The sequence below is a fragment of the Brevibacillus brevis genome, from assembly GCF_022026395.1.
Classification (GTDB): Bacteria; Bacillota; Bacilli; order Brevibacillales; family Brevibacillaceae; genus Brevibacillus.
Map to the genome: position 1 here is coordinate 5,656,219 of NZ_CP041767.1, position 25,521 is coordinate 5,681,739.

27 protein-coding genes are annotated in these 25,521 nt (G+C 49.0%); 2 read left to right on the top strand and 25 right to left on the bottom strand.

The window, feature by feature from the left end; all coding sequences use genetic code 11:
* Window positions 1-94 precede the first annotated feature (94 nt).
* From wecB to FO446_RS26725, 8 genes are all read right to left on the bottom strand, one after another.
* Window positions 95-1,243: a non-hydrolyzing UDP-N-acetylglucosamine 2-epimerase gene (gene wecB, locus FO446_RS26690; RefSeq protein WP_173610459.1), complete on the bottom strand. Its 1,149-nt coding sequence runs from the start codon at window positions 1,241-1,243 to the stop codon at window positions 95-97.
* 18 nt (window positions 1,244-1,261) lie between these two features.
* A complete protein-coding gene (gene upp / locus FO446_RS26695; RefSeq protein WP_047069825.1) occupies window positions 1,262-1,891 on the bottom strand; it encodes a uracil phosphoribosyltransferase in 630 nt (209 codons plus the stop codon).
* 180 nt (window positions 1,892-2,071) lie between these two features.
* Window positions 2,072-3,322 (bottom strand): serine hydroxymethyltransferase, encoded by a 1,251-nt coding sequence (glyA, locus tag FO446_RS26700; protein WP_173610458.1) that lies wholly within the window; start codon window positions 3,320-3,322, stop codon window positions 2,072-2,074.
* A 19-nt stretch (window positions 3,323-3,341) separates the two neighbouring features.
* A complete protein-coding gene (locus FO446_RS26705) occupies window positions 3,342-3,911 on the bottom strand; it encodes a TIGR01440 family protein (protein ID WP_237899538.1) in 570 nt (189 codons plus the stop codon).
* Window positions 3,912-4,367 carry a ribose 5-phosphate isomerase B gene (rpiB, locus tag FO446_RS26710; protein ID WP_007725502.1) on the bottom strand — a complete coding sequence of 152 codons (456 nt, stop codon included), beginning with the start codon at window positions 4,365-4,367 and terminating at the stop codon, window positions 3,912-3,914.
* A gap of 140 nt (window positions 4,368-4,507) precedes the next feature.
* Entirely contained in the window at window positions 4,508-4,978 is a 471-nt protein-coding gene (locus FO446_RS26715) for a low molecular weight protein arginine phosphatase (RefSeq protein ID WP_088909763.1), read from the bottom strand.
* 33 nt (window positions 4,979-5,011) lie between these two features.
* Window positions 5,012-5,572 (bottom strand): manganese efflux pump MntP, encoded by a 561-nt coding sequence (locus FO446_RS26720; protein WP_173610456.1) that lies wholly within the window; start codon window positions 5,570-5,572, stop codon window positions 5,012-5,014.
* Window positions 5,573-5,628: 56 nt separating this feature from the next.
* A complete protein-coding gene (locus tag FO446_RS26725; protein WP_232773917.1) occupies window positions 5,629-6,708 on the bottom strand; it encodes an L-threonylcarbamoyladenylate synthase in 1,080 nt (359 codons plus the stop codon).
* Window positions 6,709-6,938: 230 nt separating this feature from the next.
* Between FO446_RS26725 and FO446_RS26730 the strand changes: the two genes are divergently transcribed.
* Window positions 6,939-7,736, top strand: coding sequence for a DUF3298 and DUF4163 domain-containing protein (locus FO446_RS26730; RefSeq protein WP_237899539.1), 798 nt, complete (start codon window positions 6,939-6,941; stop codon window positions 7,734-7,736).
* Window positions 7,737-7,792: 56 nt separating this feature from the next.
* Here FO446_RS26730 and spoIIR read toward each other — a convergent pair whose 3' ends face one another.
* The 15 genes from spoIIR to FO446_RS26805 all read right to left on the bottom strand — a co-directional run bounded on the left by spoIIR (window position 7,793) and on the right by FO446_RS26805 (window position 21,892).
* Complete coding sequence (gene spoIIR / locus FO446_RS26735; RefSeq protein WP_232773916.1) at window positions 7,793-8,548, bottom strand: stage II sporulation protein R; 756 nt, start codon at window positions 8,546-8,548, stop codon at window positions 7,793-7,795.
* A gap of 110 nt (window positions 8,549-8,658) precedes the next feature.
* Complete coding sequence (prmC, locus tag FO446_RS26740) at window positions 8,659-9,549, bottom strand: peptide chain release factor N(5)-glutamine methyltransferase (protein WP_173610452.1); 891 nt, start codon at window positions 9,547-9,549, stop codon at window positions 8,659-8,661.
* The gene (prfA, locus tag FO446_RS26745) at window positions 9,533-10,609 is read right to left on the bottom strand and encodes a peptide chain release factor 1 (protein ID WP_047069834.1); all 1,077 of its coding nucleotides are present in this window, start codon (window positions 10,607-10,609) and stop codon (window positions 9,533-9,535) included. Before prfA ends, prmC begins: the two co-directional genes overlap by 17 nt.
* Window positions 10,610-10,844: 235 nt before the next feature.
* Window positions 10,845-11,348, bottom strand: a complete 504-nt coding sequence (locus FO446_RS26750; protein ID WP_173610451.1) for a sporulation protein — start codon at window positions 11,346-11,348, stop codon at window positions 10,845-10,847.
* Between the two features lie 86 nt (window positions 11,349-11,434).
* Entirely contained in the window at window positions 11,435-12,010 is a 576-nt protein-coding gene (locus tag FO446_RS26755) for a thymidine kinase (protein ID WP_007725515.1), read from the bottom strand.
* A 28-nt stretch (window positions 12,011-12,038) separates the two neighbouring features.
* Window positions 12,039-13,493: a cryptochrome/photolyase family protein gene (locus FO446_RS26760; protein ID WP_237899541.1), complete on the bottom strand. Its 1,455-nt coding sequence runs from the start codon at window positions 13,491-13,493 to the stop codon at window positions 12,039-12,041.
* A gap of 87 nt (window positions 13,494-13,580) precedes the next feature.
* Entirely contained in the window at window positions 13,581-13,778 is a 198-nt protein-coding gene (rpmE, locus tag FO446_RS26765) for a 50S ribosomal protein L31 (RefSeq protein WP_015893651.1), read from the bottom strand.
* Window positions 13,779-13,884: 106 nt separating this feature from the next.
* Entirely contained in the window at window positions 13,885-15,150 is a 1,266-nt protein-coding gene (locus FO446_RS26770) for a radical SAM family protein (RefSeq protein ID WP_026043394.1), read from the bottom strand.
* A 70-nt stretch (window positions 15,151-15,220) separates the two neighbouring features.
* A complete protein-coding gene (locus FO446_RS26775) occupies window positions 15,221-16,123 on the bottom strand; it encodes a M23 family metallopeptidase (protein WP_173610448.1) in 903 nt (300 codons plus the stop codon).
* Window positions 16,124-16,198: 75 nt separating this feature from the next.
* Window positions 16,199-17,479 carry a transcription termination factor Rho gene (rho, locus tag FO446_RS26780; protein WP_237899542.1) on the bottom strand — a complete coding sequence of 427 codons (1,281 nt, stop codon included), beginning with the start codon at window positions 17,477-17,479 and terminating at the stop codon, window positions 16,199-16,201.
* Window positions 17,480-17,546: 67 nt separating this feature from the next.
* Complete coding sequence (gene glpX, locus FO446_RS26785; RefSeq protein ID WP_173610446.1) at window positions 17,547-18,509, bottom strand: class II fructose-bisphosphatase; 963 nt, start codon at window positions 18,507-18,509, stop codon at window positions 17,547-17,549.
* Between the two features lie 28 nt (window positions 18,510-18,537).
* Window positions 18,538-19,821, bottom strand: coding sequence for a UDP-N-acetylglucosamine 1-carboxyvinyltransferase (locus tag FO446_RS26790; protein ID WP_173610445.1), 1,284 nt, complete (start codon window positions 19,819-19,821; stop codon window positions 18,538-18,540).
* 79 nt (window positions 19,822-19,900) lie between these two features.
* Window positions 19,901-20,545, bottom strand: coding sequence for a fructose-6-phosphate aldolase (gene fsa / locus FO446_RS26795; protein ID WP_015893657.1), 645 nt, complete (start codon window positions 20,543-20,545; stop codon window positions 19,901-19,903).
* A gap of 14 nt (window positions 20,546-20,559) precedes the next feature.
* Complete coding sequence (fba, locus tag FO446_RS26800; RefSeq protein ID WP_016740164.1) at window positions 20,560-21,414, bottom strand: class II fructose-1,6-bisphosphate aldolase; 855 nt, start codon at window positions 21,412-21,414, stop codon at window positions 20,560-20,562.
* Window positions 21,415-21,517: 103 nt separating this feature from the next.
* Window positions 21,518-21,892, bottom strand: coding sequence for a response regulator (locus FO446_RS26805; protein WP_007725537.1), 375 nt, complete (start codon window positions 21,890-21,892; stop codon window positions 21,518-21,520).
* 170 nt (window positions 21,893-22,062) lie between these two features.
* Here FO446_RS26805 and FO446_RS26810 point away from each other — a divergent pair, with 170 nt between their 5' ends.
* On the top strand, window positions 22,063-22,857 hold the full coding sequence (locus FO446_RS26810; RefSeq protein WP_173610444.1) for a lipid II flippase Amj family protein: 795 nt from the start codon (window positions 22,063-22,065) through the stop codon (window positions 22,855-22,857).
* Window positions 22,858-22,927: 70 nt separating this feature from the next.
* Here FO446_RS26810 and FO446_RS26815 read toward each other — a convergent pair whose 3' ends face one another.
* Both FO446_RS26815 and rpoE read right to left on the bottom strand, forming a co-directional pair.
* Entirely contained in the window at window positions 22,928-24,523 is a 1,596-nt protein-coding gene (locus FO446_RS26815) for a CTP synthase (RefSeq protein ID WP_173610443.1), read from the bottom strand.
* A gap of 206 nt (window positions 24,524-24,729) precedes the next feature.
* On the bottom strand, window positions 24,730-25,290 hold the full coding sequence (gene rpoE / locus FO446_RS26820; RefSeq protein ID WP_173610442.1) for a DNA-directed RNA polymerase subunit delta: 561 nt from the start codon (window positions 25,288-25,290) through the stop codon (window positions 24,730-24,732).
* Window positions 25,291-25,521 lie beyond the last annotated feature (231 nt).

Genomic DNA, 25,521 nt, shown 5'->3' on the forward strand with positions numbered 1-25,521 from the left:
AATCATCAGTCATCGAAACCCCAAAAATCGCTCTACAACAAGAAACCCGCCCGGTTTTGACGAACGGTACCTGGCGGGTTTTCCTAGCTGTATGTTACTGACCTGGTTGGAAAGGCTCTGGTTGTTCAGCCCGCAAACCAAAATGATAGAGGATTGCTTCTACGATACGACGGGAAGCCTCGCCATCCCCATATGGGTTGACAGCATGCGCCATTGCATCGTAAGCCGCTTGGTTGGTCAGCAATTCTTTTGCCATTGCATACACTTGCTCTTCGTCGGTTCCCACGAGTTTCAACGTGCCTGCTTCAATTCCCTCAGGACGTTCTGTCGTATCGCGCAGAACCAGGACTGGCACGCCAAGAGACGGCGCTTCCTCCTGCACCCCGCCGGAATCGGTCAGGATGAGATGGGAGCGACGAGCGAAGTTGTGGAAATCAAGGGCATCCAATGGTTCGATCAACGAAATGCGATCGTGATTCCCGAGAATCTCCTGCGCCACTTCTTGTACAGCAGGATTCAAGTGAACCGGATACACAACAGCAATCTCAGGATGCTCATCCACCAGTCTTCGAACTGCACGGAAAATACGACGCATCGGCTCGCCCAAATTTTCGCGGCGGTGTGCCGTCATCAACACCAGCTTCTGACCAGCTACGCGATCAAGCACCGGATGCGTGTAATCCTCGCGAACGGTCGTTTTCAACGCGTCAATTGCAGTGTTTCCTGTCACGTAGATGCTCTTTTCCGGCTTTGCTTCGCGACGAAGGTTGTCAGCCGATCCATTAGTCGGGGAGAAGTGAAGGTCAGCCATGACACCTGTCAGCTGACGATTCATCTCTTCCGGGAACGGCGAGTACTTGTCCCATGTGCGCAAGCCCGCTTCCACGTGACCAATTGCTACCTGGTTGTAAAAAGCAGCCAGACTCGCCACAAAAGTGGTTGTCGTATCCCCGTGTACGAGGACGATGTCCGGTTTTACTTCCTTCATTGTTTCATCCAGGCTCTCCAATGCGCGAGTGGTCACACCCACCAGCGTTTGGCGATCCTTCATGATGTTCAAGTCAATGTCTGGTTGAATATCAAAAATGTCCAAAACCTGATCGAGCATTTGACGATGTTGGGCCGTCACGCAAACGACAGATTCGATCTGTTCGCTGTACTTGTTCAATTCATGGACAAGCGGTGCCATTTTGATCGCTTCCGGACGTGTGCCGAATACCGTCATTACTTTTACAGTTTTCATCCGTTTTTCCCTCTCCGACTACTTCGTGCCGTACAAGCGGTCACCCGCATCGCCCAAGCCTGGCACGATGTATCCATGGTCGTTTAAATATTCATCAACAGCTGCTACATAGATATCTACATCAGGATGCTCGTCCTGAACCAGCTTGATGCCTTCTGGAGCAGCGATGAGGCACATCAGTTTCAAGTTTTTCGCTCCACGTTTTTTCAAAGCAGTAAGAGCGGCAACAGCAGAGCCACCAGTCGCCAGCATTGGGTCAGTTACGATCAACTCACGCTCAGCAACATCGGATGGCAGCTTCACATAATACTCAACAGGCTGCAGGGTTTCCGGATCACGGTAAAGACCTACGTGTCCTACTTTGGCAGCAGGGATCAGCCTCATCAGGCCATCCACCATACCAAGACCAGCACGAAGAATCGGTACCAACCCTACTTTTTTACCAGCAATTACATTCGACTGACAGGTAGCCACTGGCGTTTCGATAGTAGTTTCCTCCAACGGCATATCACGGGTAATTTCATAGCCCATCAGAGTAGTCACTTCATCTACCAGTTCGCGAAATTCCTTGGTCCCTGTATTCTTGTCACGAATATACGTAACTTTATGCTGAATCAGCGGATGGTCAAACACATATACACGGCTCATGTCATTTCCTCCGTTTCCCTATCAATACATCCTTTCTATAATAGCTGGTGAGAGTGGTGCCGTCAATTTGCCTAATCTTCGTACTTTTTCACATCCTTGATCCCTAACGACAGCCGCGAAGTGGAAAAAAAGCAGACCCGTATGGGGAATTTCCACCGGGTCTGCTTCACGTTGCCTTGCTTAGATATTCAAGCCTTCGTACATCGGGAAGCGTTGGCACAAAGCTGCCACACGTTGGCGTGCTTCCTCGTGCTTCGCAGCATCCTCTGGATTTTTCAATGTCAGAGCGATAATCGCTGCTACTTCTTTCATTGCTTCCTCATCAAAACCGCGGCTTGTAACTGCTGGCGTACCCATGCGGACACCGCTTGTAACAAACGGGCTTTGTGTATCGTAAGGAATCGTATTTTTGTTCGTAGTAATGCTTACTTCGTCCAGCAGATGTTCAGCCACTTTACCTGTCAGGCCGATTTTGCTTACATCAACCAATACGAGGTGGTTATCCGTTCCGCCGGAAACTAGCGTCAGACCTTCAGCAGTCAGTGCCTCAGCAAACGCACGCGCATTCTTGATGATGCGATTTGCATAATCCTTGAATTCTGGTTGCAGGTTTTCACCGAAGGCAACCGCTTTTGCTGCGATCACATGCATCAACGGACCACCTTGAACGCCTGGGAATACGGATTTGTCGATGCCTTTCGCGAATTCTTCCTTGCACAAAATCAAACCGCCACGCGGTCCACGCAGAGTCTTGTGCGTCGTAGAAGTAACGAAATGTGCATGCGGTACTGGGTTTGGATGCAGACCTGCCGCAACCAGACCAGCGATGTGCGCCATATCCACCATGAAGTACGCGCCCACCTCATCCGCGATCTCACGGAACTTGGCAAAATCAATCGTACGCGGATAGGCACTCGCCCCACAAACGATCAGTTTTGGCTTGTGCTCCAATGCTTTTGCACGAACAACTTCATAGTTGATCAGGTGCGTATCTTCGTCTACACCGTAATCAACGAAATTGTACAGAGTACCGGAGAAGTTTACTGCGCTACCATGCGTCAAGTGACCACCGTGGGACAGGTTCATTCCCAATACGGTGTCTCCTGGCTGAAGAATCGTGAAGTATACAGCCATGTTCGCCTGAGCGCCGGAGTGTGGTTGTACGTTTGCATGCTCAGCGCCAAAAATTTCTTTTACGCGGTCACGCGCGATGTTTTCCACGATATCCACATACTCGCAACCACCGTAATAGCGACGGCCTGGGTATCCTTCTGCGTATTTGTTCGTCAAAACGGTTCCCATTGCTTCCATGACTGCGCGGCTTACGAAGTTTTCAGAAGCGATCAGCTCAATCTTGTCGCGTTGTCTTCCGAGCTCCAGTTGAATGGCTTCCAATACTTGCGGGTCTTGTTTACGCAAAAAATCTAGCATAGTAGTTTCTCCTCCTCTTTTATGTGCAGCTTTCATTTGGTGGTGTCTTCTCATAAACGGCGCGCGGTCCACCAATCAGCTTGGGACGTGTGCGCGCTGCTGTAACATGTGCTTGTCCAACAAGACGCTGCTTCGGACGTACCGGTACTGCCACATGCTTCAGATGCATACCGATCAGCGTATGACCGATATCTATGCCTGCATGCGCGCGAATTTGCTCCACAACGGCTGCATCCATGAACTGTGTAAACGCATGCGCAGCCATAGAGCCTCCAGCAGTCGGAACAGGAACAACCGAGACCTCTTCCAGTCCGTATCGCAATGCAACCTCGCGCTCGACGACCAGGGCCCTGTTCAAATGTTCACAACATTGAAAGGCCACAGCAAAGCCGCGCTTCTCTACAACAGACTGGATCCCGCGATACAGAGCCTTCGCTACATCTTGGCTGCCAGCTTTTCCAATATGCTCCCCGAGCACCTCGCTGGTACTGCACCCAATCACCATGAGTTGTCCTGCTGCAAGCTCTGCCAAATCGGCTACTTCCTCGACAATTTCATTGATTTGTTTTTCGATAGCGGATACATCCACTTACTTCACTCCCGCATGCTTCGCTTCAATTTGGGAAATCTTTTCTACACGGCGCTCGTGGCGACCACCTTGAAACTCTGTTTCCAACCAAATTTTCACGATATCAAGCGCAAGACCCGGTCCAATAACTCGCTCACCCATCGCCAACACATTGGTGTTGTTATGCTCACGAGTAGCGCGTGCGGAAAACGTATCATGCACAAGTGCACAACGGATGCCTGGAACCTTGTTGGCTGCGATCGACATGCCGATACCTGTTCCGCAAACGAGAATGCCTCGATCAAATTCCCCCGCTGCCACCTTTTCCGCTACTGGCAAAGCATAATCGGGATAATCAACCGATTCCTCGCAGGTGCAGCCGAAGTCTTCCGTTTGGATGTTCATGGAGGCCAGCAGAGTCTTGATCTCCTCTTTTAGCTTGTATCCACCGTGATCAGCAGCAAGTGCTACTTTCATCTGTCATCCCTCGCTTGTCTCATAATCTTCGTCTAGTATACATCAAAAAACAATAAGTAAAAAGTGAACATTTTTATCAAGTCACTAAAAAATCGTTCGTACTCTCACAAAAAACAAGGTCCTGGCTATACACCAGCACCCTATTCATCCACTGATTTACGAAGACCTGGGTCCTTGAGCATCAATGAAAGCCTTTCCAGTGACTCTTCGATTTCTTCGGCACACCTGCGATAATCCATCAGTGATCCCCCATACGGATCAGCAATATCACTAAAGCCTTCTATCCCCACGAACTCTTGTAGGGTATGCACTTTTTCAGCGGCTGAGGGGAAATACGTCAAGATCGCGCGCTTGTGACCGTGCGTCATCGTCAAAATGACATCAGACCATTCAATCAACCCATCATCTACCTTGCTGGCCTTATGATCGTGGGCAATTCCTCGCTCTTCTAATACTTGTTTGGCGTGCAAGGAGGCATCCTGACCAGCAAATGCCGCCACTCCGGCTGAGCGTATTTCAAGCCCCTGTCCGTCTGTCTTCGCACGGAACATCGCTTCTGCCATTGGGCTTCGGCACGTATTTCCCGTACAGACGAAAAGTATCCGTTTCACGTATGGTTCCTCCTCTCCTGTTAATAAGCCCGGTTATATCATAAATTTTAACCCAAAACCAAACAAAATAAGTCCACCTATTAATTCGCTGTAATCCCCAAGCCACCCTCCCACACTCCTGCCTAACATTAAACCGAAGTAAGACATCGTGGCACCCATTACTCCAAACAGGGCGATGGCCAAAATTCTATTGACCTCGATCAAGCCGAACGAGAAACCGACGGTGAAAGCATCCAGGCTGACACTAAATGCGAAGAGCATAAGTCCGAACCCTTTTGTCTTCAACACACTTTTTTGATCCCCTTGAACGAAGCCATTCCATAACATATGCAAGCCGATGATCATCAGGACCCCGCCGCCAATAAACACGGCTATATCTCCAATCAAATCGGACAAATACGCTCCAACGACAATCCCGATGATCGGCATCATAATGTGAAACAGTCCGATGGTGATACTTACTTTGATAATCTCTCGTAACCGAATCCCAACCATCCCTACGCCAATTCCCAACGAAAAGGCATCCATACTTAAGGCGAAAGCAATAATGAGCAACGTCAAAAATTGCCCCCATTGGAATAACACCTGATCCAAGCAGCTCCCCTCCCGTCTCTTCACCTTATGCGGACAAGGGGGAGTTTAGGACAGGTTTACACGGACAAGACGCGGCCTCCAGCAGCCTTTTCCAAGCGATTCATCACGGCCATACCCAACCCGTTTCGCGGGAAAGTCTCGCCGACAATATACTGTACTTCTTGATCGTCGAATTCTCGCAGCACTGCATATAGCTGTTGGGCAACCGCTTCGAGATCCGCTTGTGATCCAACCACAAGAACGACATCTGCCGCCGCGTGGCTTTTCCAAAAGGGCGCTGTTTCTTCCGTTGCCAGCACACCCGTTTTTTGACCGTGCTGCTTCGCCTGTTGCAGCATGTCTTCCATTTTTGCCCGAACTTTTTCACTCTCTCCTGATACTAGCCACATTTCCCCTTCCGGAGCGTAATGCGTATATTTCATCCCCGGAGAGCGCGGTGCCTCGGCTGCTCCCACTTGAAAAGAAGGGTCGAGCTCCACATAGCCAATCACTGGTTCCATTTGCTCCCGTGTAATGCCGCCTGGACGCAGAATCATCGGGGGGTCCTGCGTCACATCAATAACAGTAGACTCTACCCCAACACCTGTTGCCCCACCATCGACCACTCCTGCTACGCGTCCATTCAAGTCAGCCAATACATGCGCCGCAGTCGTTGGACTCGGACGTCCGGAGCGATTGGCGCTCGGAGCTGCAATCGGTACACCCGCTTCCTTGATCAAAGCCATGGCAACCGGATGATCAGGCATGCGAACCCCGACTGAATCCAGCCCTGCCGTTACCAGCGACGCTACCTGATCGGTTTTAGGCAAAATGACCGTCAAGGGTCCAGGCCAAAACGCCTCCATCAGCTTTTTCCCTTTCTCTGGAACCTCACTTGCTACTGTGGACAACTGGTCCCACGCTCCAATATGTACAATCAGCGGATTATCGCTGGGTCTGCCTTTTGCTGTAAATATTTTTTCCACTGCTTCGTTTGATAATGCATTCGCTCCCAAACCGTAAACCGTCTCCGTGGGAAACGCCACAACTGCCCCTTCTCGAAGAAAACGGGCTGCATCCACAATCTGTGCACAACTATGCTGATTTTCCACATCGTTATCCACAGACCAGACTTTTGTCACAAAATTCATTTCCATCGTTAAAAAATCCTTTCTCTAGCTCGTTTCTTTGTAAGGAGTGCCTTAAGTATAGATGTGCACCAAAAAGTTTTCAACAGGCTGTGGGTAACCTGTGAATAACTTTTCTGAACAGCGTGGAAAAAAGAGCATTGTTACCTTTTTTTAACTTTATCCGTCATAGCCTTGTAGTAGAATGAACACGAAAACAAAACAATAACTTTCCCTTTATCGAAAGGACCGTGAATGAAATGTCATCTTTTAAATCTTTAGCTTCCAGCCTGCTTGGCACAGCTGTATTGTTAACAGCCGTTGCTGCTCCAGTATTTGCAGCACCCGCTTCACCCGCAACCTCCACAAAGCCTGCTGTGCAAGCACCAAAGCCACAAGCTAACGGTGTCGTGTTCACACCAAAAACCATTACGGTCGATACGAAAGAATTTCAAGGTAAAGTATCCATCCCAGTCATTAGCGGGATGAAGGATAAAGCTTTTGAAGCAAAACTGAACGCTACGCTGCTGAAAGAAGCACAAACAGGCCTGGCAGAAGGACAAAAAGCCGGCAAAGAAGATGCGGCAGACGCGAAAAAGAACGGCTGGGAGCTACGCCCTCATGCACTCGACATCTCCTATGAGGTACACAATGCTGGCAAGCTCGTTTCTTTCTCCGTACAGACATACATTTATACAGGCGGAGCACATGGCATGACGGATGTTACGTATTACACCATCGATAATCAGGCCAAGGCAAAACAACTGAAGCTGGCTGACCTGTTCCAGCCTGGCTATGACTACCGTACTATTCTCAATCAAATCATTACACAACAAATCAAAGCAGAGACTCAGGCGGATGGCTTTAACCCTTATGATGCATTCGAGGGCATCAGAGAGGATCAAGGCTTCTCTTTTAAAGACGGCAACCTGGTTATCCATTTTGGTCAATATGAAATTGCCGCTTATGCAGCAGGAATGCCAGAGTTCACGATCCCTGCTCATCGTTACCAAAGTCTGTTGAAGCCTGAGATCCGTGAGGCTTTGTTCAAAAAGTAATAGTGGCAATTCAAAACGACACCTGCACGTGCGGCGGGTGTCGTTTTTATGTCCGGCTAGGAGAGCCAGCCCTCGATTTTTTCCCATAAGTAAAATCGCACTTCTACTTCAGGAGCAGAGGCCGTTACTTCTTCTTCTTTTTCTACCTCTTCGGTTTCTTCTACCTCTACCTTCATTTGCTCGGCATCCACTTTATTTGTTTCGGATTTCAACCCTACTTCGTTCTCTTCCAAAGGGAAGACCGCTACTTCCTTTTCCTCGGATACAGCTACTGTCGTTTGCTCAGATTGTTCCGGCTCCGGAGTTGGCTTGGCTTGTACAGCGTCGCCATTGGACATGTCAATAAAGCAGAGCGGCGGGAACAGGACACACCACCAGTTTTGACCTTTTGCCTCTCCAATTTGTACACGGACTGCTCGGTAATTACCCGCAGGATACACATAGGAGCCGTACAGCTTCGTTGGAAAAGGAACTTCGCCGAAATCGACTACTGCTTTGTATGAAAAACCGCGTTCCTTGATCGTCTTGTCTACCACTTGTTGAAGGACAGGCAATTGTGATTGAATCACTTGCTCTGCTTCCGCCAAAGTCTCGATATCGTCCGCCCACGTATTCATTTGAGCGATAATCGCATCTCTGACTTCGCGCTTTAACCATTGATCTTGGACCGAATCGCTGTTCGCAATAATGCGCAAACGAACGGATTCTTGAGGGATCGGCCCATTATCCAACACATTGGCCGAAGTAAGCTGCCCCTCCCAGCTCATCATAAGCATAAACAGGCTAAATGCCATTAACAACATCCGTTTCATCGTTATCCGTCTCCCTCTCTACTGATCTTCTCTCTTTAGCAATCAGTATGGACGGATTCACACGATTTCAAACATTCATTCCTATGTAAAAAAGGCGAGACGAGCCAGTGCTATCGTCTCACTCCGATAACAACCCGCTCGATCCCCGCCAAGTCTGGAACAATCTCTACCTCATTCATGACGCCAGATGCCCTCATCAATGCCGCTACATCCCCAGCCTGATAAATGCCTACCTCAAACGCTACGACCGCTCTTTCTTTCAATAGATTCGGCAGCGCGTCACACAAGCGACGATAGCAATCCAGACCATCTTCGCCGCCATCCAAAGCCAAGCGAGGCTCGTGTACGCGCACCTCATCGTCCAGCTCCTCGACATCGCGACTCGGGATATAAGGTGGATTGGATACGAGGATGTCTACCTTTTCGCCAGCTTCCAAAAGCGGCTGCACCAAATCCCCTTGTAGAAAGCGGACATCCGCACCAAGATGACTTGCATTTTCCCGAGCAATTGCCGTTGCCTCAGGAGACAGGTCCACCGTAGTTACACGCCATTGCGGTTTTTCTAGCGCTAGCGTAATACAGATGGCTCCACTCCCTGTGCCGATATCCACCACCGCTAGCTCTTCGCTCTCAGGCCAGAGCTTTGTAGCGGCAGCCAGCACTTGCTCCACCAGTATTTCCGTTTCTGGTCTTGGGATCAGCACCCCTGGTCGCACCGTAAAAGGACGCCCGTAAAACTCCTGTTCGCCAAACATGTATTGCAATGGCTCGTTATTCGCCCTGCGCACGCACAGTCCGTCCAGCTTCACTAATGTTTCTGCATCGATTGAATCCGTCATCGCCATTAAAAAGCGCGTCCGATCCCAGTCGAGACAATGACGAATCATTAGCTCCGCTTCGAACAAAGGATCCTTTGTCCCTTTTTCCCGCAAAAAGGAAGAAGCCCGTAATAGGGCTTCTCGAATCGTCGTGACATCAGACCAATCAAGCTGAGTGTGCATGGCTTTTCAAAAGCTCCGTTTGTTCATGCAGGATCAGGTTGTCGATCACTTCATCCAATTCGCCTTCCAATACCGATTCCAATCGGTGCAGGGTCAGACCGATGCGGTGGTCAGTCACGCGGCTTTGTGGATAGTTGTACGTGCGGATGCGCTCGCTTCGGTCACCAGTACCCACCAAGCTTTTGCGCGTAGCATCTGCTTCCGCATTTTGTTGTTGCATATAGAAATCATACAGACGAGCGCGTAATACACGCAGCGCTTTGTCTTTGTTGGAATGCTGGGATTTCTCGTCCTGACAAGAAACCATGATCCCTGTAGGAATATGCGTTACGCGCACCGCAGACTTGGTCGTGTTAACGCTCTGACCGCCCGCACCACTGGAGCAGAACGTATCGATGCGGATATCTTTTTCGTGTACTTCCACTTCCACGTCTTCTGCTTCTGGCAGAACCAGTACGGTCGCAGTAGAAGTATGGATGCGTCCGCCGGACTCAGTAGCCGGGATACGTTGCACACGATGGGCGCCGCTTTCGAATTTCATTTTGCTGTAGGCACCACGACCAGACAGCGAGAAAACAATTTCCTTGTATCCGCCGATATCGGTTGGACTTGCCTCCAGCACTTCAATTTTAAAAGCGTTGCGCTCCGCAAAACGTGTGTACATACGGAACAGTACCGCTGCAAATAGTGCAGCTTCATCGCCACCCGCAGCACCGCGGATTTCTACAATCACGTTTTTCTCATCGTTCGGGTCTTTTGGAAGCAACAGGATCTTCAAGCGATCTTCCAGTTGTTCCTTGCGTGCTGACAATTCGTTGAGTTCGAGCTTGACCATCTCACGCATCTCGTCATCCAGCTTCTCTTCCAGCATCGCTTTGGCGTCATCGATTTGACTCACCACTGATTTATATTCACGGTATGTCGTTACCGTCTCTTCCAACGAAGATTGTTCCTTGGACAGTTCACGCAAGCGTTTTGTATCACTAATGACGTCGGGGTCACATAGGAGGTTGGTTACTTCTTCAAAACGCTCTTCGACTGCAGATAAGCGTGTAAACATTTTTATTTCACCCCATCGCAAAGAATAATAGCCTTTTGGCGCAGGCGAAGCCTTGGTAGCATGTATGTTAGATATGAATTGCGATAAAATGCTATCTACCATAAAAACGGTTATAACAGATAAATTATAGGAGGAATGGCGCAAGAAGTCAAAGTGCATTATAACTGGAAATGTTTTACCGATGCCAAACAGGCCCGGCAATGCCGAGCCTTGCTACATACGTCCTGCTCACCTGTCAGCGATGGTAACCGTCATGCGAGGTTAAGTGAAAATCGTAACGCGGGAGTCTTTCCTGAAGAAGCGAAATCACCTGCTGTTCGATGGTTCGCGCTTGATTCGCAGTGATGTTATGCACAAGGTCAAGAGTAACATATGCATTGGCATCGCTGAGTGTGATGCGAGCGTTTTCCACACCTTTTACCGACATGGCCATTCTTTCCATATTGGTCACGTCGACTTGGGTATTACGTGAGTTCCAGTGGCCGATAACCATATTCGGATTCTGATTGCGCCCCATTAACGGGTCACGATCCGCAGGAACAGGCGCACGGCCTTGAAGTGTATTGCCGCTTTGATCCCCTCTGATCTTCATATTGTGCTGGGTATTCCTCGTATCCGTACTATAGCCCTGTTGCTTAGCCGTATTTCCCCCGCATCCGACAGTGAGGACAGTCGTAAGTACAACCAAGCCCAGAACGACACGCGGGCTGCGCAAAAGCCAATTTGGCTGTGTCCACATGAAAAAGCCACCTCCTGTTTTGCTTAGTCTGTGCATCGCCTTTTGGGCTCATGCACGGGACAAACAGGGGGTGGCTTATGCTTTCTTTATTCGGCAACTGGAGGGGTATAGTAATGCTTGCGACAGACGCTGCTGTATGTATCATTTCCAGCAATTTCAATCGTCTCCCCAGAGTAGACGGGTTGTCCATTTTTGAACTTGAGAATATGTGTCGCCTTTTTATTGCAGTACACACAAACTGTTTTAATTTCTTCTACTTTGTCTGCCTCGCATAAAAGGGCGGCGCTGCCAGGGAAGAGCTCATTCTTGAAGTTTTTCAACAAGCCATAGACGATTACAGGGATTCCCAGCTTGTCTACGATCCTGACGAGCTGATCTACATGGTGGCGGCTGATGAACTGAGCCTCGTCAACCAACACGCAATGCGGCTTGACTGATTCTGCCTCTACGATTTGGTACAAATCGGTCTCTTCGCTAATCGGAATCGCTTCTCGGCTAATCCCAACACGCGAAGCCACTTTTCCCACGCCATAGCGATCATCAACTGCTGGAGTAAACACTACTACTTTTTTCCCCGATTGCTCGTAGTTGTGGGCAACGGTCAATAATTGAATGGATTTGGAAGCATTCATCGCTCCATACCGAAAATATAGTTGTGCCACGTCTCTGTCTCCCTTTGCCTAAAAGTCGTTACTCAGTCTTTGCATGGCGGTCTTTTGCCTCCTGAAACAAGGCCATGACCAGCTTTCTTCTTTGTGCATGGTCCACACAAGGAAGCGGGTAGTCGAAGCCAATCCTGCAGCCTGCTTGCTCTTGGATATGCTCCGGCATGTCCCATGGTTTATGAATATATTGTAGAGGTACTTCACGCAATACGGGAAGATATTTTTTGACGAAAACACCGTCTGGATCAAACTTTTCCCCTTGCGTGACAGGATTAAAAATCCGAAAATACGGTTGCGCGTCGGTACCAGTCGAAGCACTCCACTGCCAGCCCCCGATGTTTGCCGCTTCATCGAAATCGATCAACTGCTGTGCGAAATAGGCCATTCCCCACCGCCAATCCACAAGCAAATCCTTTGTCAAAAAAGAAGCCGTAATCATCCGCAGCCGATTGTGCATCCATCCCGTTTCATTCAACTGCTTCATGGCAGCATCCACAATCGGGTAACCCGTTTCCCCTTGACACCAGCGGGCAAACAAATCCTTCCTGTTTTCCCAAGCGACCTCTTCAAATTGCGGCAGGTAAGCATGGGCAGTCGTGTGCGGATGGAAAAAAAGCACCTGCTGATAAAATTCTCTCCAAATAAGTTCCGTCAGAAAAGCTTCGATCGAGGTAACCTGCTCACCCCGCGCATCGGAAAGCACTTCCTGTACGCAATGATACACCGTCCGTATAGACAAAGTACCTGCATTTAGGGCAAAAGACAGCCGGGAGGTCGCATTCACTCCTGGCATGTCACGTTGTTCTTTATACGTATAAATGTCACCATCTAAAAATTGCTGCAATCGTTGACGTGCGGCTCGCTCCCCGAACTGCTTCATTTCCCACTCAGTGCCAAACGGTCGGTTGCGTCCGAAATCTTCCACAGTAGGAACAGGCTCACTCGGCAACTCCTTCAACCGATCAAATAGATTCCAGCTCGTCGGTTGAGGGAATGGACGGTCTTTGGGCAACGTCTGCCAAACGCGGCGATAAGGCGTAAAAACCGCATATGGTGTCCGCTGCTTCGTCATAATTTCCCCCGGCTCATGCAAAACCAAATCCTTGCATGCATGCACAAATACGCCGTGACTGCTCAACACTTCTGACACGAGCTCGTCTCGCTTGCGAGCGTCTGGCGTATAATCCCGATTGAAAAACAGCTTATTGGCACTCGTCTCTTCGGCTAATTGGCTAAGCACTTGCTGTGGTTCGCCGTGGCGAATCAAGAGACGACCTCCCAGTTGAACCAAAGCGTCGTCGAGTGCAGCTATCGCGGAAAAATGCGCATGAAGTCGCTTATCCCCTACAGCCGCAGAAAGACAAAGTAAATCCTCCACTATATAAACAGGAACAATCGGATCACCTGTGAGCATGGCTGCGTGCAGAGCAGCATGGTCGTGCAAGCGCAGATCCCGACGGAACCAGACTATGGCAGTCATCGCTTGTCCTCCCCTAAAAAATCAGTGCCAGAAAAAGACAAAACCAGGCAGATTGCTCTACCTGGTTGCTCCCATACATTCTGATTATTACAGATTGTATTTGCGTTTGAAACGGTCTACACGGCCGCCTGCATCAACGAATTTTTGTTTTCCTGTGAAGAAAGGATGGCAGTTGGAGCAGATCTCCACTTTCAACGCTTGTTTCACGGAACCGGATTCAAATTCGTTACCACATGCGCAGCTAACTGTTACTACGTTGTACTTAGGATGAATGTCTTGTTTCATCTCTTCTACACCTCTTTCCGCCCTGAATCGTTTGCCGAAACAGAGTTATATAAACACATATCAGATAGTAGCATGAAACACTGTTGAAATGCAACTGGTTGGCCGATTACGCCATGTTTTTCCTGCGCTGGAGTTGATCCGGAGGAATATGTGTAAACGAACCGATAACGACATCTGGCAGCTCCTGCTGATAAATTTCGATAGCTTGCTTCATGCCGAACACTTCGCCTTGCGCTTTTGGAATCATCGCCAAGTAGCTCTCTGGATCGATATTCAGATTTCGCAACTGGATCAGCTTAATGCCTGTTCTGCGGATGAACTCGATCATCGCTTCCATTTCCTCTTCGCGGTCAAACACACCAGGGAAGCACAAGTAGTTAATGGACGTATACACACCTTTGGATGCAGCGTATTCAGCAGAACGCGCTACATTTTCCAACGTGTAGTTGCGTGGGCGGTAGTAAGCATTATAGTGTTCGTCAATCGCACTGATAATACTCACGCGCATCAGATCAAGTCCGGCATCGACAATGCCTTTGATATGATCTGTCAAGCCAGCATTCGTATTGATGTTGATAAAGCCCATATCTGTCGTTTCCCTTACTCGACGCATAGCAGGAACAATAATGGAAGCCATCGTAGAAGGCTCACCTTCACAGCCCTGTCCGAAGCTGATGATGCTCTCCGGTGTCTTCAGGTGGTGCAGCATGACTTCCACCAGCTCGTCCTCTGTCGGCTTGAAGTTCATCCGCGTCTGCGGAGAAGGGAATCCACTGTCATCTGGTTGCTCGGAAATACAGCCGTAGCAACCGGCGTTACAGGTATAGGAAACAGGCAAGCTGCCTTCCCAGCGGTTGAAAAAGTTATTGGAGGCCGTCAAGCATTCGTACTCCAACGCACAGTGGGACAAGTGGTTCAAAATACGGTTTTGCGGAAACGTCTCCAACGTCTTTGCCACTCGCTGGCGCAGCTCATCCATCGGGAAGTTCAACGGGTCCCATTTGTAAATATCGTCACTTGCACGTCCCGTTACCCAGAAACGGTTATCCTTCCAGACGACTGCGGAGTAGCCAAACAGAGGCAGCTTGCTTTCCTTGTTCGTTTTCACGTAGCCTGGCAGCAAGAGCCTTGTAATGCCTTGTGGCACAAGTGCACCTACTGCTGTACAGCCATCCAACTTGACCATTTCACCTGTGTCGGGGTCCATTCCGATCGGCTCGGTGTCTGGCAAACTGACCAACGTCGATCCTTCCGGGAGCGGGATCAGTTCTTCTTCCAGAATTTCTGTCAATATATCTCCGTTACGAGCCACTGCAAAAAGACCTGGGTGGTCGTATACATTGCCTTTTTCATCTGCGTAAACTAAATACATGGGAAAATCGCCTCGCTTCTTTGCTTTGCCCATTGTATCGCATTGAAAAAGCAATGTAAATTGTATAGGGTTACCTGCCAAGATAGGGAAGTGGATTGATCGGCACATCATCCTGCCGCACTTCAAAGTGCAAATGGTAGCCCGTAGAGTTACCCGTTTGCCCCATGTATCCCAATATCTCACCTGCTTCTACGGTTTGACCAGGTGACACCAGCAACAGACGCATATGGGCATAAAAGGTTTGCAAGCCATCTCCGTGATCAATCACGACCATCCGCCCATACCCTGACCGATTGGCGCCAGCCTCCACAACCACTCCTGCTCTCGCTGCCAAAATCGGGGTCTTTGATTCATGTTCATTCCACAAATCCACACCCTTGTGTGTTTTTCCCCAACGTTCTCCAAATCCGCTTGTAATCGTTGCTTCTCTGACAGGCCAACTTAGACCGCCGCGAATCCTCGTGATGACTTGCCGACTTGCTGCATGAACGGCACTTCGCTTCTGCTCCGGGTCGTTGCCCAACATCGGATTGCCTTTTGCGATAGGGACATACACGACCTGTCCTACATACAGGTTGTCCGACAGCCATTTTAGCAGCGGGTTTCGTTCGATTAACGATTCCCGACTCACACCGTACCGCCTTGCTATGTAATCCAGTGTTTCTCCTTTTTTCACCATATGTCCGACTTCATCACGCTTGATGATCAGCTTCATGCCCACGCTTACCAGATGGGGATTCGTAATGCTATTCGCTTCTACCAGGTTTTTTAGAGAAAGGCCGTATCGCTGGGCAATACCAGATAGCGTATCTCCTTGCCGAACAGCGTACACCACTGAATTTCCTTTCGTTGCTGGTGCAGGTGAAGTCAGACTGGCATAGGGATTAAACGCTTGAAATAGCGCTTGCTCCACGACTGCTTGTTTCGCTTCCATCTGTGACTCCACCGGAGCGCTAACTTGCACGTACTCCACTAAGCATCTCCTCCTTCTTTTCCAGCTCCCTTCCTAACGGTATGCCAACGCCACAAAAAAAATGACGGTGAGTCATCATGAACTCACCGTCGTGCTAGCTGCTTTCCCTCTTCCCTGTTGCTTAGACTCAAGGGTTTGCAAAAATTCTTCATTTGTTTTTGTATCTGCCAACTTTTTAATAAAGGAGTCGACAAACTCATTTGTTTCATTCATGTTTTTCCGGATCATCCACAGCTTATCCAGCTCTTCTTTGGTGAGCAGAAGCTCTTCGCGGCGCGTACCCGAACGGCGGATATCGATCGCCGGGAAAATCCTGCGCTCCGCCAGCTTGCGATCCAAATGAAGCTCCATGTTTCCGGTTCCTTTGAACTCCTCGTAAATCACATCGTCCATACGGGAGCCGGTCTCAACCAAAGCAGTCGCCAAAATGGTCAAGCTGCCGCCTTCTTCAATATTGCGTGCTGAACCAAAAAAGCGCTTCGGACGATGAAAGGCTGCCGGATCAATACCACCGGACAACGTTCGACCACTTGGAGGAATAACCAAGTTGTAAGCACGAGCGAGACGTGTAATGGAATCCAGCAGGATCACCACGTCTTTTTTGTGCTCAACCAATCGCTTTGCACGCTCCAAGACAAGCTCAGCAACTTTGATGTGATTCTCAGGCAACTCGTCAAAAGTCGAGGCAACTACCTCTCCTTTGACAGATCGCTGCATATCCGTCACCTCTTCCGGGCGCTCATCAATGAGCAAGACAAACAAGTGGATATCCGGGCGGCTTTCGGTAATGCTGTTGGCAATTTCTTTGATCAGCATGGTTTTCCCCGCTTTTGGCGGAGCCACAATCAATCCACGCTGACCCAGTCCAACAGGAGAGAGAAGATCCATCAGGCGAGTGGAAACACGTGTAGGGGCTGTCTCCAGTACGAGCTTGGTTTGGGGATACAACGGTGTCAAAGCGGGGAAATGAAGACGCTCTGCGGCTGTCTCAGGGTCTTCTCCGTTCACAGCCTCTACTTGAAGGAGCCCAAAATAACGTTCATTCTCCTTCGGTGGTCTTGCTTTTCCTGATACCACATCCCCCATCCGCAGATCAAAACGGCGAATCTGCGACTGGGAAATGTAGATATCTTCTGAGCTGGGGAGATAGTTAATGGGGCGGAGGAAGCCGTATCCCTCCGGCAATATTTCGAGAACCCCCTCCATAAACATGAGACCATCCCGCTCCGCTCGTGCCCGAAGAATCGCGAAAATCAATTCCTTCTTCTTCAGTTGGGAGTAGTACGGAATATGGTATTCCTTGGCCAACTTATAGAGGTCGGTCAGCTTCTTTTCTTCTAGTTCAGAAAGTAACATACATCCACCACTCTTTATTTACTCTTGAAAAAACCTAGCTCAACAAATAGATGCGAAAATGATTTTCTTACAAACCTTTCATCGGCTTGCGTTCCAAGCGGTGGTTCCCTTCAATGAAGCGTACCGTTCCGGTTTTTGCACGCATAACAACGGAATTGGTCGTCGCACGAGTTCCTTGGAAGCGAACCCCTTTGAGCAACTCGCCATCCGTTACACCTGTCGCTGCAAAAATAGCGTCATCACCTTTGACCAAATCATCCATGAACAGTACTTGATGAGGGTTCGTCAATCCCATTTTGACACAGCGTTTAATCTCATCTTCATTTTGTGGCAAGAGCTTGCCCTGAATTTCTCCCCCGAGGCATTTCAAGGCAACTGCTGCCAGAACACCTTCAGGAGCTCCTCCAGAACCGAACAAAATGTCTACACCTGTATCCGGGAAAGCGGTATTGATCGCAGCCGCTACGTCTCCGTCAGAGATGAGGCGAATACGCGCCCCTGCCTCACGAATCTCGTGGATCACCTTGGAGTGGCGATCACGGTCAAGTACAATAGCGACCAAATCGCTGATATCTTTCCCTTGTGCCTGTGCTACCGCCTTCAGGTTATCGCGAACCGGTGCGTTGATATCGACCTTGCCGACTGCTTTAGGCCCTACTGCCATTTTCTCCATATACATGTCAGGAGCATGCAACAAATTTCCGCGGTCTGCGATAGCAATGACCGAAATCGCTCCCCACGTACCTTTTGCAAGGATATTTGTTCCCTCCAAAGGGTCTACAGCCACATCGACTGCTGGAGCCACTCCCTGGCCCAGACGCTCACCGATGTAAAGCATTGGCGCTTCGTCCATTTCGCCCTCGCCAATTACTACGACGCCATCCATCGGCACTTTCATAAATTCATTGCGCATTGCGGTCGTTGCCGCATCGTCAGCCTCATCTTTTTTTCCGAGACCCATCCAACTGGCAGAAGCCAAAGCAGCGGCTTCAGTCACACGTACCAATTCAAGTGTTAAACTGCGTTCCATTCTGGAAGACTCCTCTCCTGGTGATTGGTTAACGCTGGTGGTTTTCCATGCTTTGCAGGCCCACACGAGTAATGTCGGCCCCCAAGGCTTGCAACTTGCCCACCAGGTTTTCGTAGCCACGATCTATATGTTCGAGTCCTTCTAATTCTGTCGTGCCGTTCGTTGCCAGGCCGGCAATGAACAAAGCTGCTCCCGCACGCAAATCTGAAGCGACCACCTTGGCACCATTCAGTTTGCTTCCGCCTTCGATGACAGCCGATCTTCCTTCAATCTTCAAGGAAGCTCCCATACGGCGCAGTTCATCTACATGTCGAAAACGCGAGCTGTAAATATTGTCCGTCACGATGCTTGAGCCTTTGGCAAGAGTCAGCAAGGTCGTGATCGGCTGCTGGAGATCCGTTGGAAAACCCGGATACGGACTCGTTTTCACATCGATTGATCGATAAGAATCATGTCCGATGACTTGAATACTGTCATCCTGCTCTACCACGTGCACACCAATTTCGCGCAGCTTGGCCGTTACAGACTCCAAATGTTTCGGTATAACATTCTCCACCATCACATTGCCGTTCGTTGCTGCTGCCGCAATCATGTACGTCCCCGCTTCGATTCGATCGGGGATAATCGTATGACGGCATCCGCGCAAGCGTTCGACGCCTTGAATGCGGATCATATCCGTTCCTGCCCCTTTGATGTTTGCTCCCATATTGTTGAGCAAGGTTGCTACATCGACGATTTCAGGCTCACGGGCAGCGTTTTCAATAATGGTCACACCGTCTGCTTTGGCAGCAGCCAGCATGATGTTAATGGTCGCACCAACACTGACCAGATCGAGATAAATTCGCGCACCCTGCAAACGTCCATTTTGGGCACGGATAGTCATGACGCCGTTTTTGTTCTCCACTTCGGCGCCCATCGCTTCAAAGCCTTTGATATGCAAATCTACTGGACGCGGGCCCAAATCACAGCCACCTGGCAAGCCTACCTGGGCTTCACCGAACTTGGCGAGCAAAGCTCCCCACAAATAGTACGAGGCACGAAGCTTTTTGATGCGACCATTTGGCATGAGCATCAGCCTCATACTGCGTCCGTCTACTTCCATCCAATCTTCTTCGAACAGCACGTCAGCTCCCATTTCCTGCAAGAGCTCGTGATAAATACCTACATCCTGAATACGGGGGAGATTCTCAATAACAACGGGTCCATCTGCCAGCAACGCTGCTGGAATGAGTGCGACCGCGCTGTTTTTTGCTCCGCTGATGGTCACCGTCCCCGCGAGCGGTTTTCCACCGTTGATGATCAGCTTATCCATGCTTTGCTCTCCTCAGGCGTAATCGGGAAAGAAGCACCTTCCCCAATGGAAAAGGTGCTTGGACTTTCAACACGTGTCCTTATTTTTGCATGCTTGCCCAGTCAGCGAGGAATTTCTCCAAGCCACTGTCTGTCAGTGGGTGGGCAATGAGTTGTTTGAAGACTTTCGCTGGAATGGTAGCGAAGTGAGAACCACGGCGGGCTGCCTCCGTTACGTGAACAGGGTGGCGCACAGATGCCGCAATGATTTCGGTGTCGATACCGTGAACAGAAAAGATTTCTGCAATATCTTCGATCAATTGCATACCATCTTGACCAATATCATCCAAGCGTCCCAGGAACGGAGACACGAAGCTCGCACCTGCGCGCGCAGCCAAAAGTGCCTGGTTCGCGGAGAACACCAGTGTTACGTTTGTTCTGATTTTGCGCTTGGCAAAATACTTGGTTGCCTTCAAACCTTCTGCGGTCATTGGCAGCTTGATAACGATGTTTTTCGAGAGAGCAGCGAGCTTCTCTCCCTCTTCGATCATGCCTTTTGCATCGGTACTGATGACTTCGGCACTGATCGGACCGTCAACAATATCGAGAATTTCTTTCAGGGTTTCAACAAAATCGCGTCCTTCTTTGGCAACCAGAGACGGATTTGTCGTTACGCCCGCCAGAACTCCCCATTCGTGAATCTCGCGAATTTCTTCAACGTTTGCTGTATCGATCAAAAAACGCATGATTATCCTCCCAGTTACGCGCGGTTGCTGCTTCCGAACAGGCGCATTTTTCCTTTGACTACTTCCTTGATCGCATCGCGAGCAGGGCCCAGGTATTTGCGTGGGTCGATCTCATTCGGCTTGGCAGCCAGCACTTTGCGAACTGTTTCCGTGCATGCGACTTGGCTTTCTGTATTTACATTGATTTTTCCTACGCCCAAACGGATGGATTCGATAATCGCTTCGTCTGGTACGCCGGAACCACCGTGAAGAACGATCGGCGCTCCAATATTGCTCGCTACTTTTTCGATAATGTCGTAGCGGATTTTTGGAACTCCTTTGTACATACCGTGTGCTGTACCTACAGCAATCGCTACGTAGTCTACTTTTGTTTCTTCCCAAAAGCGGATTGCTTCCTCAGGATTTGCCAGAGTGGCATCTTCCTCGTCAACAGACAAGTCGTCTTCCACCCCGCCGATGGTACCGAGTTCACCTTCTACCGATACGCCAACAGCGTGAGCAGCCTCTACAACCTGTTTGGTCAGGCGAAGGTTATCTTCAAACGAATGATGGGAACCATCGAACATAACAGAAGAGAACCCAGCACGAATGCACTTCATTACCATGTCAAAATTGCTACCATGGTCAAGATGCAAAGCAACAGGAACTCCTGCTCGTTCAGCAGCCACTTTTGCAATCGCTACTGTATAATCGATCCCCATGTATTTCAATGCACCCTCAGAAACACCAAAGATCACAGGCGATTTTTCTTCCATCGCAGCTTCCGTAATCGCTTGAGTAAACTCCAGATTGTTCAGGTTAAATTGTCCGACGGCGTATTTATGCTTTTTGACGTCTTCGGTAAAAGCGGTCATAGGTACCAGTGGCATTTTGTAAATCCTCCTCTAGCAGACTTCAGTCATGTGGCTTATTATACCACAGACAAGCATTTGTTAACAGGGACGCTTGTACCCTGACCTTTGCAGTCTGTTTCTAACAAGCTAATTGCTGATGTACTGCCATTCGTAGTTCATCGATATCAAAAGGCTTTGTAAAATGAGTCAATGCTCCCAGTTGTGTTGCTTCTTTGATCATGTCCAGCTCTCCGTAAGCTGTCATCATGATGACTTTGATTTCCTGATTGATCTTCTTGATGTGTTTCAAGATCTCAATACCATCCATCCCAGGGATCTTCATGTCGAGGATAACCAAATCTGGTGATTCTTTTTCCACGATTTCCAATGCCATTTTCCCGTTTGCTGCCTGAAAGGTCTTGTACCCTTCTTTTCCCAGCACCTCATACAGTAAAATGCGAATCCCATACTGGTCATCCACAACCAGTACCTTTTTATCTTGTTTGTCGAACAATCTGATTCCCCCCTGACGAATGCGTTTTCTTAATTATTATGGGTTCGCCTAAAATCAGGAAACTCCTTCACCTTTTTTGCTAAACGTCAACTTAAAATTTCCCATGGGCCTCATTTCGAGTATAATGGAAAAACCAATTTCCCCTACACACAAGGAGCCAGATACTTACTATGGATGCTCTGTGGCTGATTTGCTTGTTAACATTTATTATCCATACGACAGAGACACTTACCTACGGAATCCGTTTTGCAGGGGTACAAACGGGCAGGATTGCTGTAGCGATGTCTTTGGTCGGGATCGTATTGCTCCTCTCCCGTACTTCCAACCTGATTCAAGGACCCTTTACTGGGGGATTGATGGATCAAGCTGCAATGGAACACTTTGATCCTAGCACGCATTTGCACGTAATTATTGCAGCGTCCTCGCTCGGAACCTTGGCGGCTATTGTACTGTTTCCCACTTTTGTCCAAATATCGAAACGAATGATCTCGCACTTGGAGATAGCTGGCTCGATTCCACAAATGATTCGCACGGCAGTTAGTGTCGATACCATCCGACGTGTCCACCACCATGTTCGGATTCCTAGCTGGCAAGCCATCTCTCGGTTTCGAATCAAAGGCGTTCCCAAACGATTACTGTTATTAAATGCATTTGGGACAGCCATCTACACAAGCAGCGTACTGTCCGTGTTGTACGCGACATTGCTAGCCCCCGATTACAAAGCAACCGTTTTGATGTCTTCCGGATTAATCAACGGTTTTGCCACGATTTTCATGACGATTCTGGTAGACCCGCAAATTGCCCTTTTGACAGAAAAAGCAATGCAAGGGAAAACCACGCAGCAATCGATTCGTGATATGTACCTGTGGCTGATGATCTCACGTTTTATCGGAACGATTTTGGCTCAATTCCTACTCATTCCCGCCGCCTACTGGGTAGCCTGGCTATCACCCTTGTTCCATTGATCTGCTTCTAAAAGCACAAGACGCACCTGCGAATACATCGCGGGTGCGTCTTTCTATTTATCGATCTATGTTATTTGTTCAGGGAAGCCTTCACGAAGTCACGGAACAGTGGCTGTGGACGGTTCGGACGGGATGTGAACTCTGGATGGAACTGTGTCGCTACATACCATGGATGTTCGGGAACTTCCACGATTTCAACCAGACGACCATCTGGAGTTGTACCCGCAAAACGCAAGCCCATTTGCGCCAATTGATCACGGTATTCGTTGTTCACTTCATAGCGATGACGATGACGTTCATAAACCAGAGTGCTTCCGTATGCAGCCTCAGTCAGCGTGCCTTCTTCCACTTTGGTTGGACCGAGGCCCAGACGCATTGTACCGCCCTTGTCCTCGATATCTTTTTGCTCTGGCAAAAGGTCAATCACCGGATACGCTGTATTCGGGTTGATCTCGGAGCTGTTTGCTCCATCCATACCCGCTACGTGGCGAGCGAACTCGATCACAGCGATTTGCATACCCAGGCAAATTCCGAGGAATGGCACTTTATTTTCACGAGCATAGCGCGTAGCGATGATTTTACCTTCGATACCACGATCGCCAAAGCCGCCTGGTACGAGGATACCATTTACATCACCGAGCAATTCGCCAACATTTTCTGGCGTAACTTCTTCCGCGTGCACCCATTTGATTTCTACTTTGGAGTCGTTCGCATAGCCACCATGGTACAGCGCTTCTGCTACGGACAAGTAAGCATCATGCAATTCTACATATTTACCAACAATTGCAATGGTAGTCGTTTTCGACAGGTTTTTGATTTTCGATACGAGCGATTTCCACTCTGTCATATCCGCATCCTGGCAAGTCAGCCCCAGGTGGCGGCATACGTAATCGTCCAATCCTTGTGCCTGCAATTGCAGTGGCACATCGTAAAGGCTATCAGCGTCTACACATTCCACTACCGCGTTCTTATCGATATCACAGAACAGAGCCAACTTGTCTTTCATTTCTTGTGTCATCGGTTGCTCCGTACGTGTCACGATCACATTTGGTTGAATACCCAAGCTGCGCAGTTCTTTCACGCTGTGTTGCGTAGGTTTGGTTTTCATTTCACCTGCTGCCTTGATATATGGTACCAGGGTTACGTGGATGTACATGACGTTTTCACGACCGATGTCACTTTTGATCTGGCGAATGGATTCAAGGAATGGCAAGCTCTCGATATCCCCAACAGTTCCACCGATCTCGGTAATCACTACATCTGCCCCGGTTTCGCGACCTGCACGGAAAATGCGATCTTTGATTTCGTTCGTGATGTGAGGAATTACTTGAACGGTTCCTCCCAAATAGTCGCCACGGCGTTCTTTGGCGATGACAGTCGAGTAAATTCTACCCGTCGTCATATTGGAGTTAGCGCTCAGGTTGATATCGATAAAGCGCTCATAGTGGCCCAAGTCCAGGTCTGTTTCCGCACCATCGTCCGTTACGAAAACTTCCCCGTGTTGATATGGACTCATCGTTCCCGGGTCAACGTTGATGTATGGGTCACACTTCTGAATGGTTACCTTCAGACCCCTATTTTTCAAGAGTCGGCCCAGAGAAGCCGCTGTAATTCCTTTTCCCAACGAGGATACAACCCCGCCTGTCACAAAAATATACTTCGTCATCGTTAACGTCCCCTCTTTCCCTCACCCTTAAGTTGTTATAAAAATCGAATGAAGACGGCTCCAAAAAAAAAGAAAAACAAAAGCGAGTCCTATCCCGTAAAGAAATGGGGTAGGGGCACTTTTGTTTTATAGTTTCCCATATTTGATCCTTCTTCATGTGAAGCCCAAGGAGTATTTTATCTGTCCCTTAAGCGGAAGTCAAGGATCTATTTCTCGTCTTCGTCGTCGAGCTCTTCGTCGGATTCCTCTTCCTCAAGCTCTTCGTCCTCTTCGAACATCTCATCTTCTTCGTCTTCGAGTTCTTCCTCGTCGATTTCTCCATCGATTTCTTCTTCTTCGATATCAGAATCTTCGTCGACGAATTCCTCTTCGTCCTCAAAGATGACAACATCGTCGTCTTCGTATTCTTCGACACCTTCGTCTTCGGTATCGTAATCGTCGAAGTCGTCTTCCGTGACGATTTTCTTCTTCTTCGTTCCGCCACCCTCTTGAGTTTCCTCCACGGTGTCAGTTGGGTACCAACGTTTCAATCCCCATACATTGTCACCAAGGCACACGAAACGGCCATCAATGTTAATTTCTGTGTATACTTGCGCGATGATTGCCATGAGTTGTTCATCAGTTAGCTTGCGCACTGCAACCAGTTCATTCATCAGCTCGCGGAAGTTGTAAGTGCGGTTAGTTTCACGCAAAATTTCATACGCAATGTCAACTAACGCCATCTCACTCAGTTTCTCGGAATCAATATGAGCAAACAATTGACTCACTCAGGGCACGTCCTTTCCATATGAAAACGATTGATTTGAATACTGACCCGGTGCCCTGTTCGGGGGACGCAGGCCTGTATAAGTCATTCATAAATGATATCGATTTCTTCGATTGTACAACGTACAACATAAGAAGGCTATCATACAGTATTCCTTATTTTAGACGAAAATGCAAGGCTTTCAAACAGGGGCTGACTAATTCTTGTCGACACCAAAACCAAAGACATCCCT

Excerpts from the sequence above, each read along its gene's own strand:
- wecB (WP_173610459.1), bottom strand. The coding sequence starts at position 1,243 with ATGAAAACTGTAAAAGTAATGACGGTATTCGGCACACGTCCGGAAGCG.
- upp (WP_047069825.1), bottom strand. The coding sequence starts at position 1,891 with ATGAGCCGTGTATATGTGTTTGACCATCCGCTGATTCAGCATAAAGTT.
- glyA (WP_173610458.1), bottom strand. The coding sequence starts at position 3,322 with ATGCTAGATTTTTTGCGTAAACAAGACCCGCAAGTATTGGAAGCCATT.
- rpiB (WP_007725502.1), bottom strand. The coding sequence starts at position 4,367 with ATGAAAGTAGCACTTGCTGCTGATCACGGTGGATACAAGCTAAAAGAG.
- FO446_RS26725 (WP_232773917.1), bottom strand. The coding sequence starts at position 6,708 with ATGGAAATGAATTTTGTGACAAAAGTCTGGTCTGTGGATAACGATGTG.
- FO446_RS26730 (WP_237899539.1), top strand. The coding sequence starts at position 6,939 with ATGTCATCTTTTAAATCTTTAGCTTCCAGCCTGCTTGGCACAGCTGTA.
- spoIIR (WP_232773916.1), bottom strand. The coding sequence starts at position 8,548 with ATGAAACGGATGTTGTTAATGGCATTTAGCCTGTTTATGCTTATGATG.
- prmC (WP_173610452.1), bottom strand. The coding sequence starts at position 9,549 with ATGCACACTCAGCTTGATTGGTCTGATGTCACGACGATTCGAGAAGCC.
- prfA (WP_047069834.1), bottom strand. The coding sequence starts at position 10,609 with ATGTTTACACGCTTATCTGCAGTCGAAGAGCGTTTTGAAGAAGTAACC.
- FO446_RS26750 (WP_173610451.1), bottom strand. The coding sequence starts at position 11,348 with ATGTGGACACAGCCAAATTGGCTTTTGCGCAGCCCGCGTGTCGTTCTG.
- FO446_RS26760 (WP_237899541.1), bottom strand. The coding sequence starts at position 13,493 with ATGACTGCCATAGTCTGGTTCCGTCGGGATCTGCGCTTGCACGACCAT.
- rpmE (WP_015893651.1), bottom strand. The coding sequence starts at position 13,778 with ATGAAACAAGACATTCATCCTAAGTACAACGTAGTAACAGTTAGCTGC.
- FO446_RS26770 (WP_026043394.1), bottom strand. The coding sequence starts at position 15,150 with ATGTATTTAGTTTACGCAGATGAAAAAGGCAATGTATACGACCACCCA.
- rho (WP_237899542.1), bottom strand. The coding sequence starts at position 17,479 with ATGTTACTTTCTGAACTAGAAGAAAAGAAGCTGACCGACCTCTATAAG.
- glpX (WP_173610446.1), bottom strand. The coding sequence starts at position 18,509 with ATGGAACGCAGTTTAACACTTGAATTGGTACGTGTGACTGAAGCCGCT.
- FO446_RS26790 (WP_173610445.1), bottom strand. The coding sequence starts at position 19,821 with ATGGATAAGCTGATCATCAACGGTGGAAAACCGCTCGCGGGGACGGTG.
- fsa (WP_015893657.1), bottom strand. The coding sequence starts at position 20,545 with ATGCGTTTTTTGATCGATACAGCAAACGTTGAAGAAATTCGCGAGATT.
- fba (WP_016740164.1), bottom strand. The coding sequence starts at position 21,414 with ATGCCACTGGTACCTATGACCGCTTTTACCGAAGACGTCAAAAAGCAT.
- FO446_RS26810 (WP_173610444.1), top strand. The coding sequence starts at position 22,063 with ATGGATGCTCTGTGGCTGATTTGCTTGTTAACATTTATTATCCATACG.
- FO446_RS26815 (WP_173610443.1), bottom strand. The coding sequence starts at position 24,523 with ATGACGAAGTATATTTTTGTGACAGGCGGGGTTGTATCCTCGTTGGGA.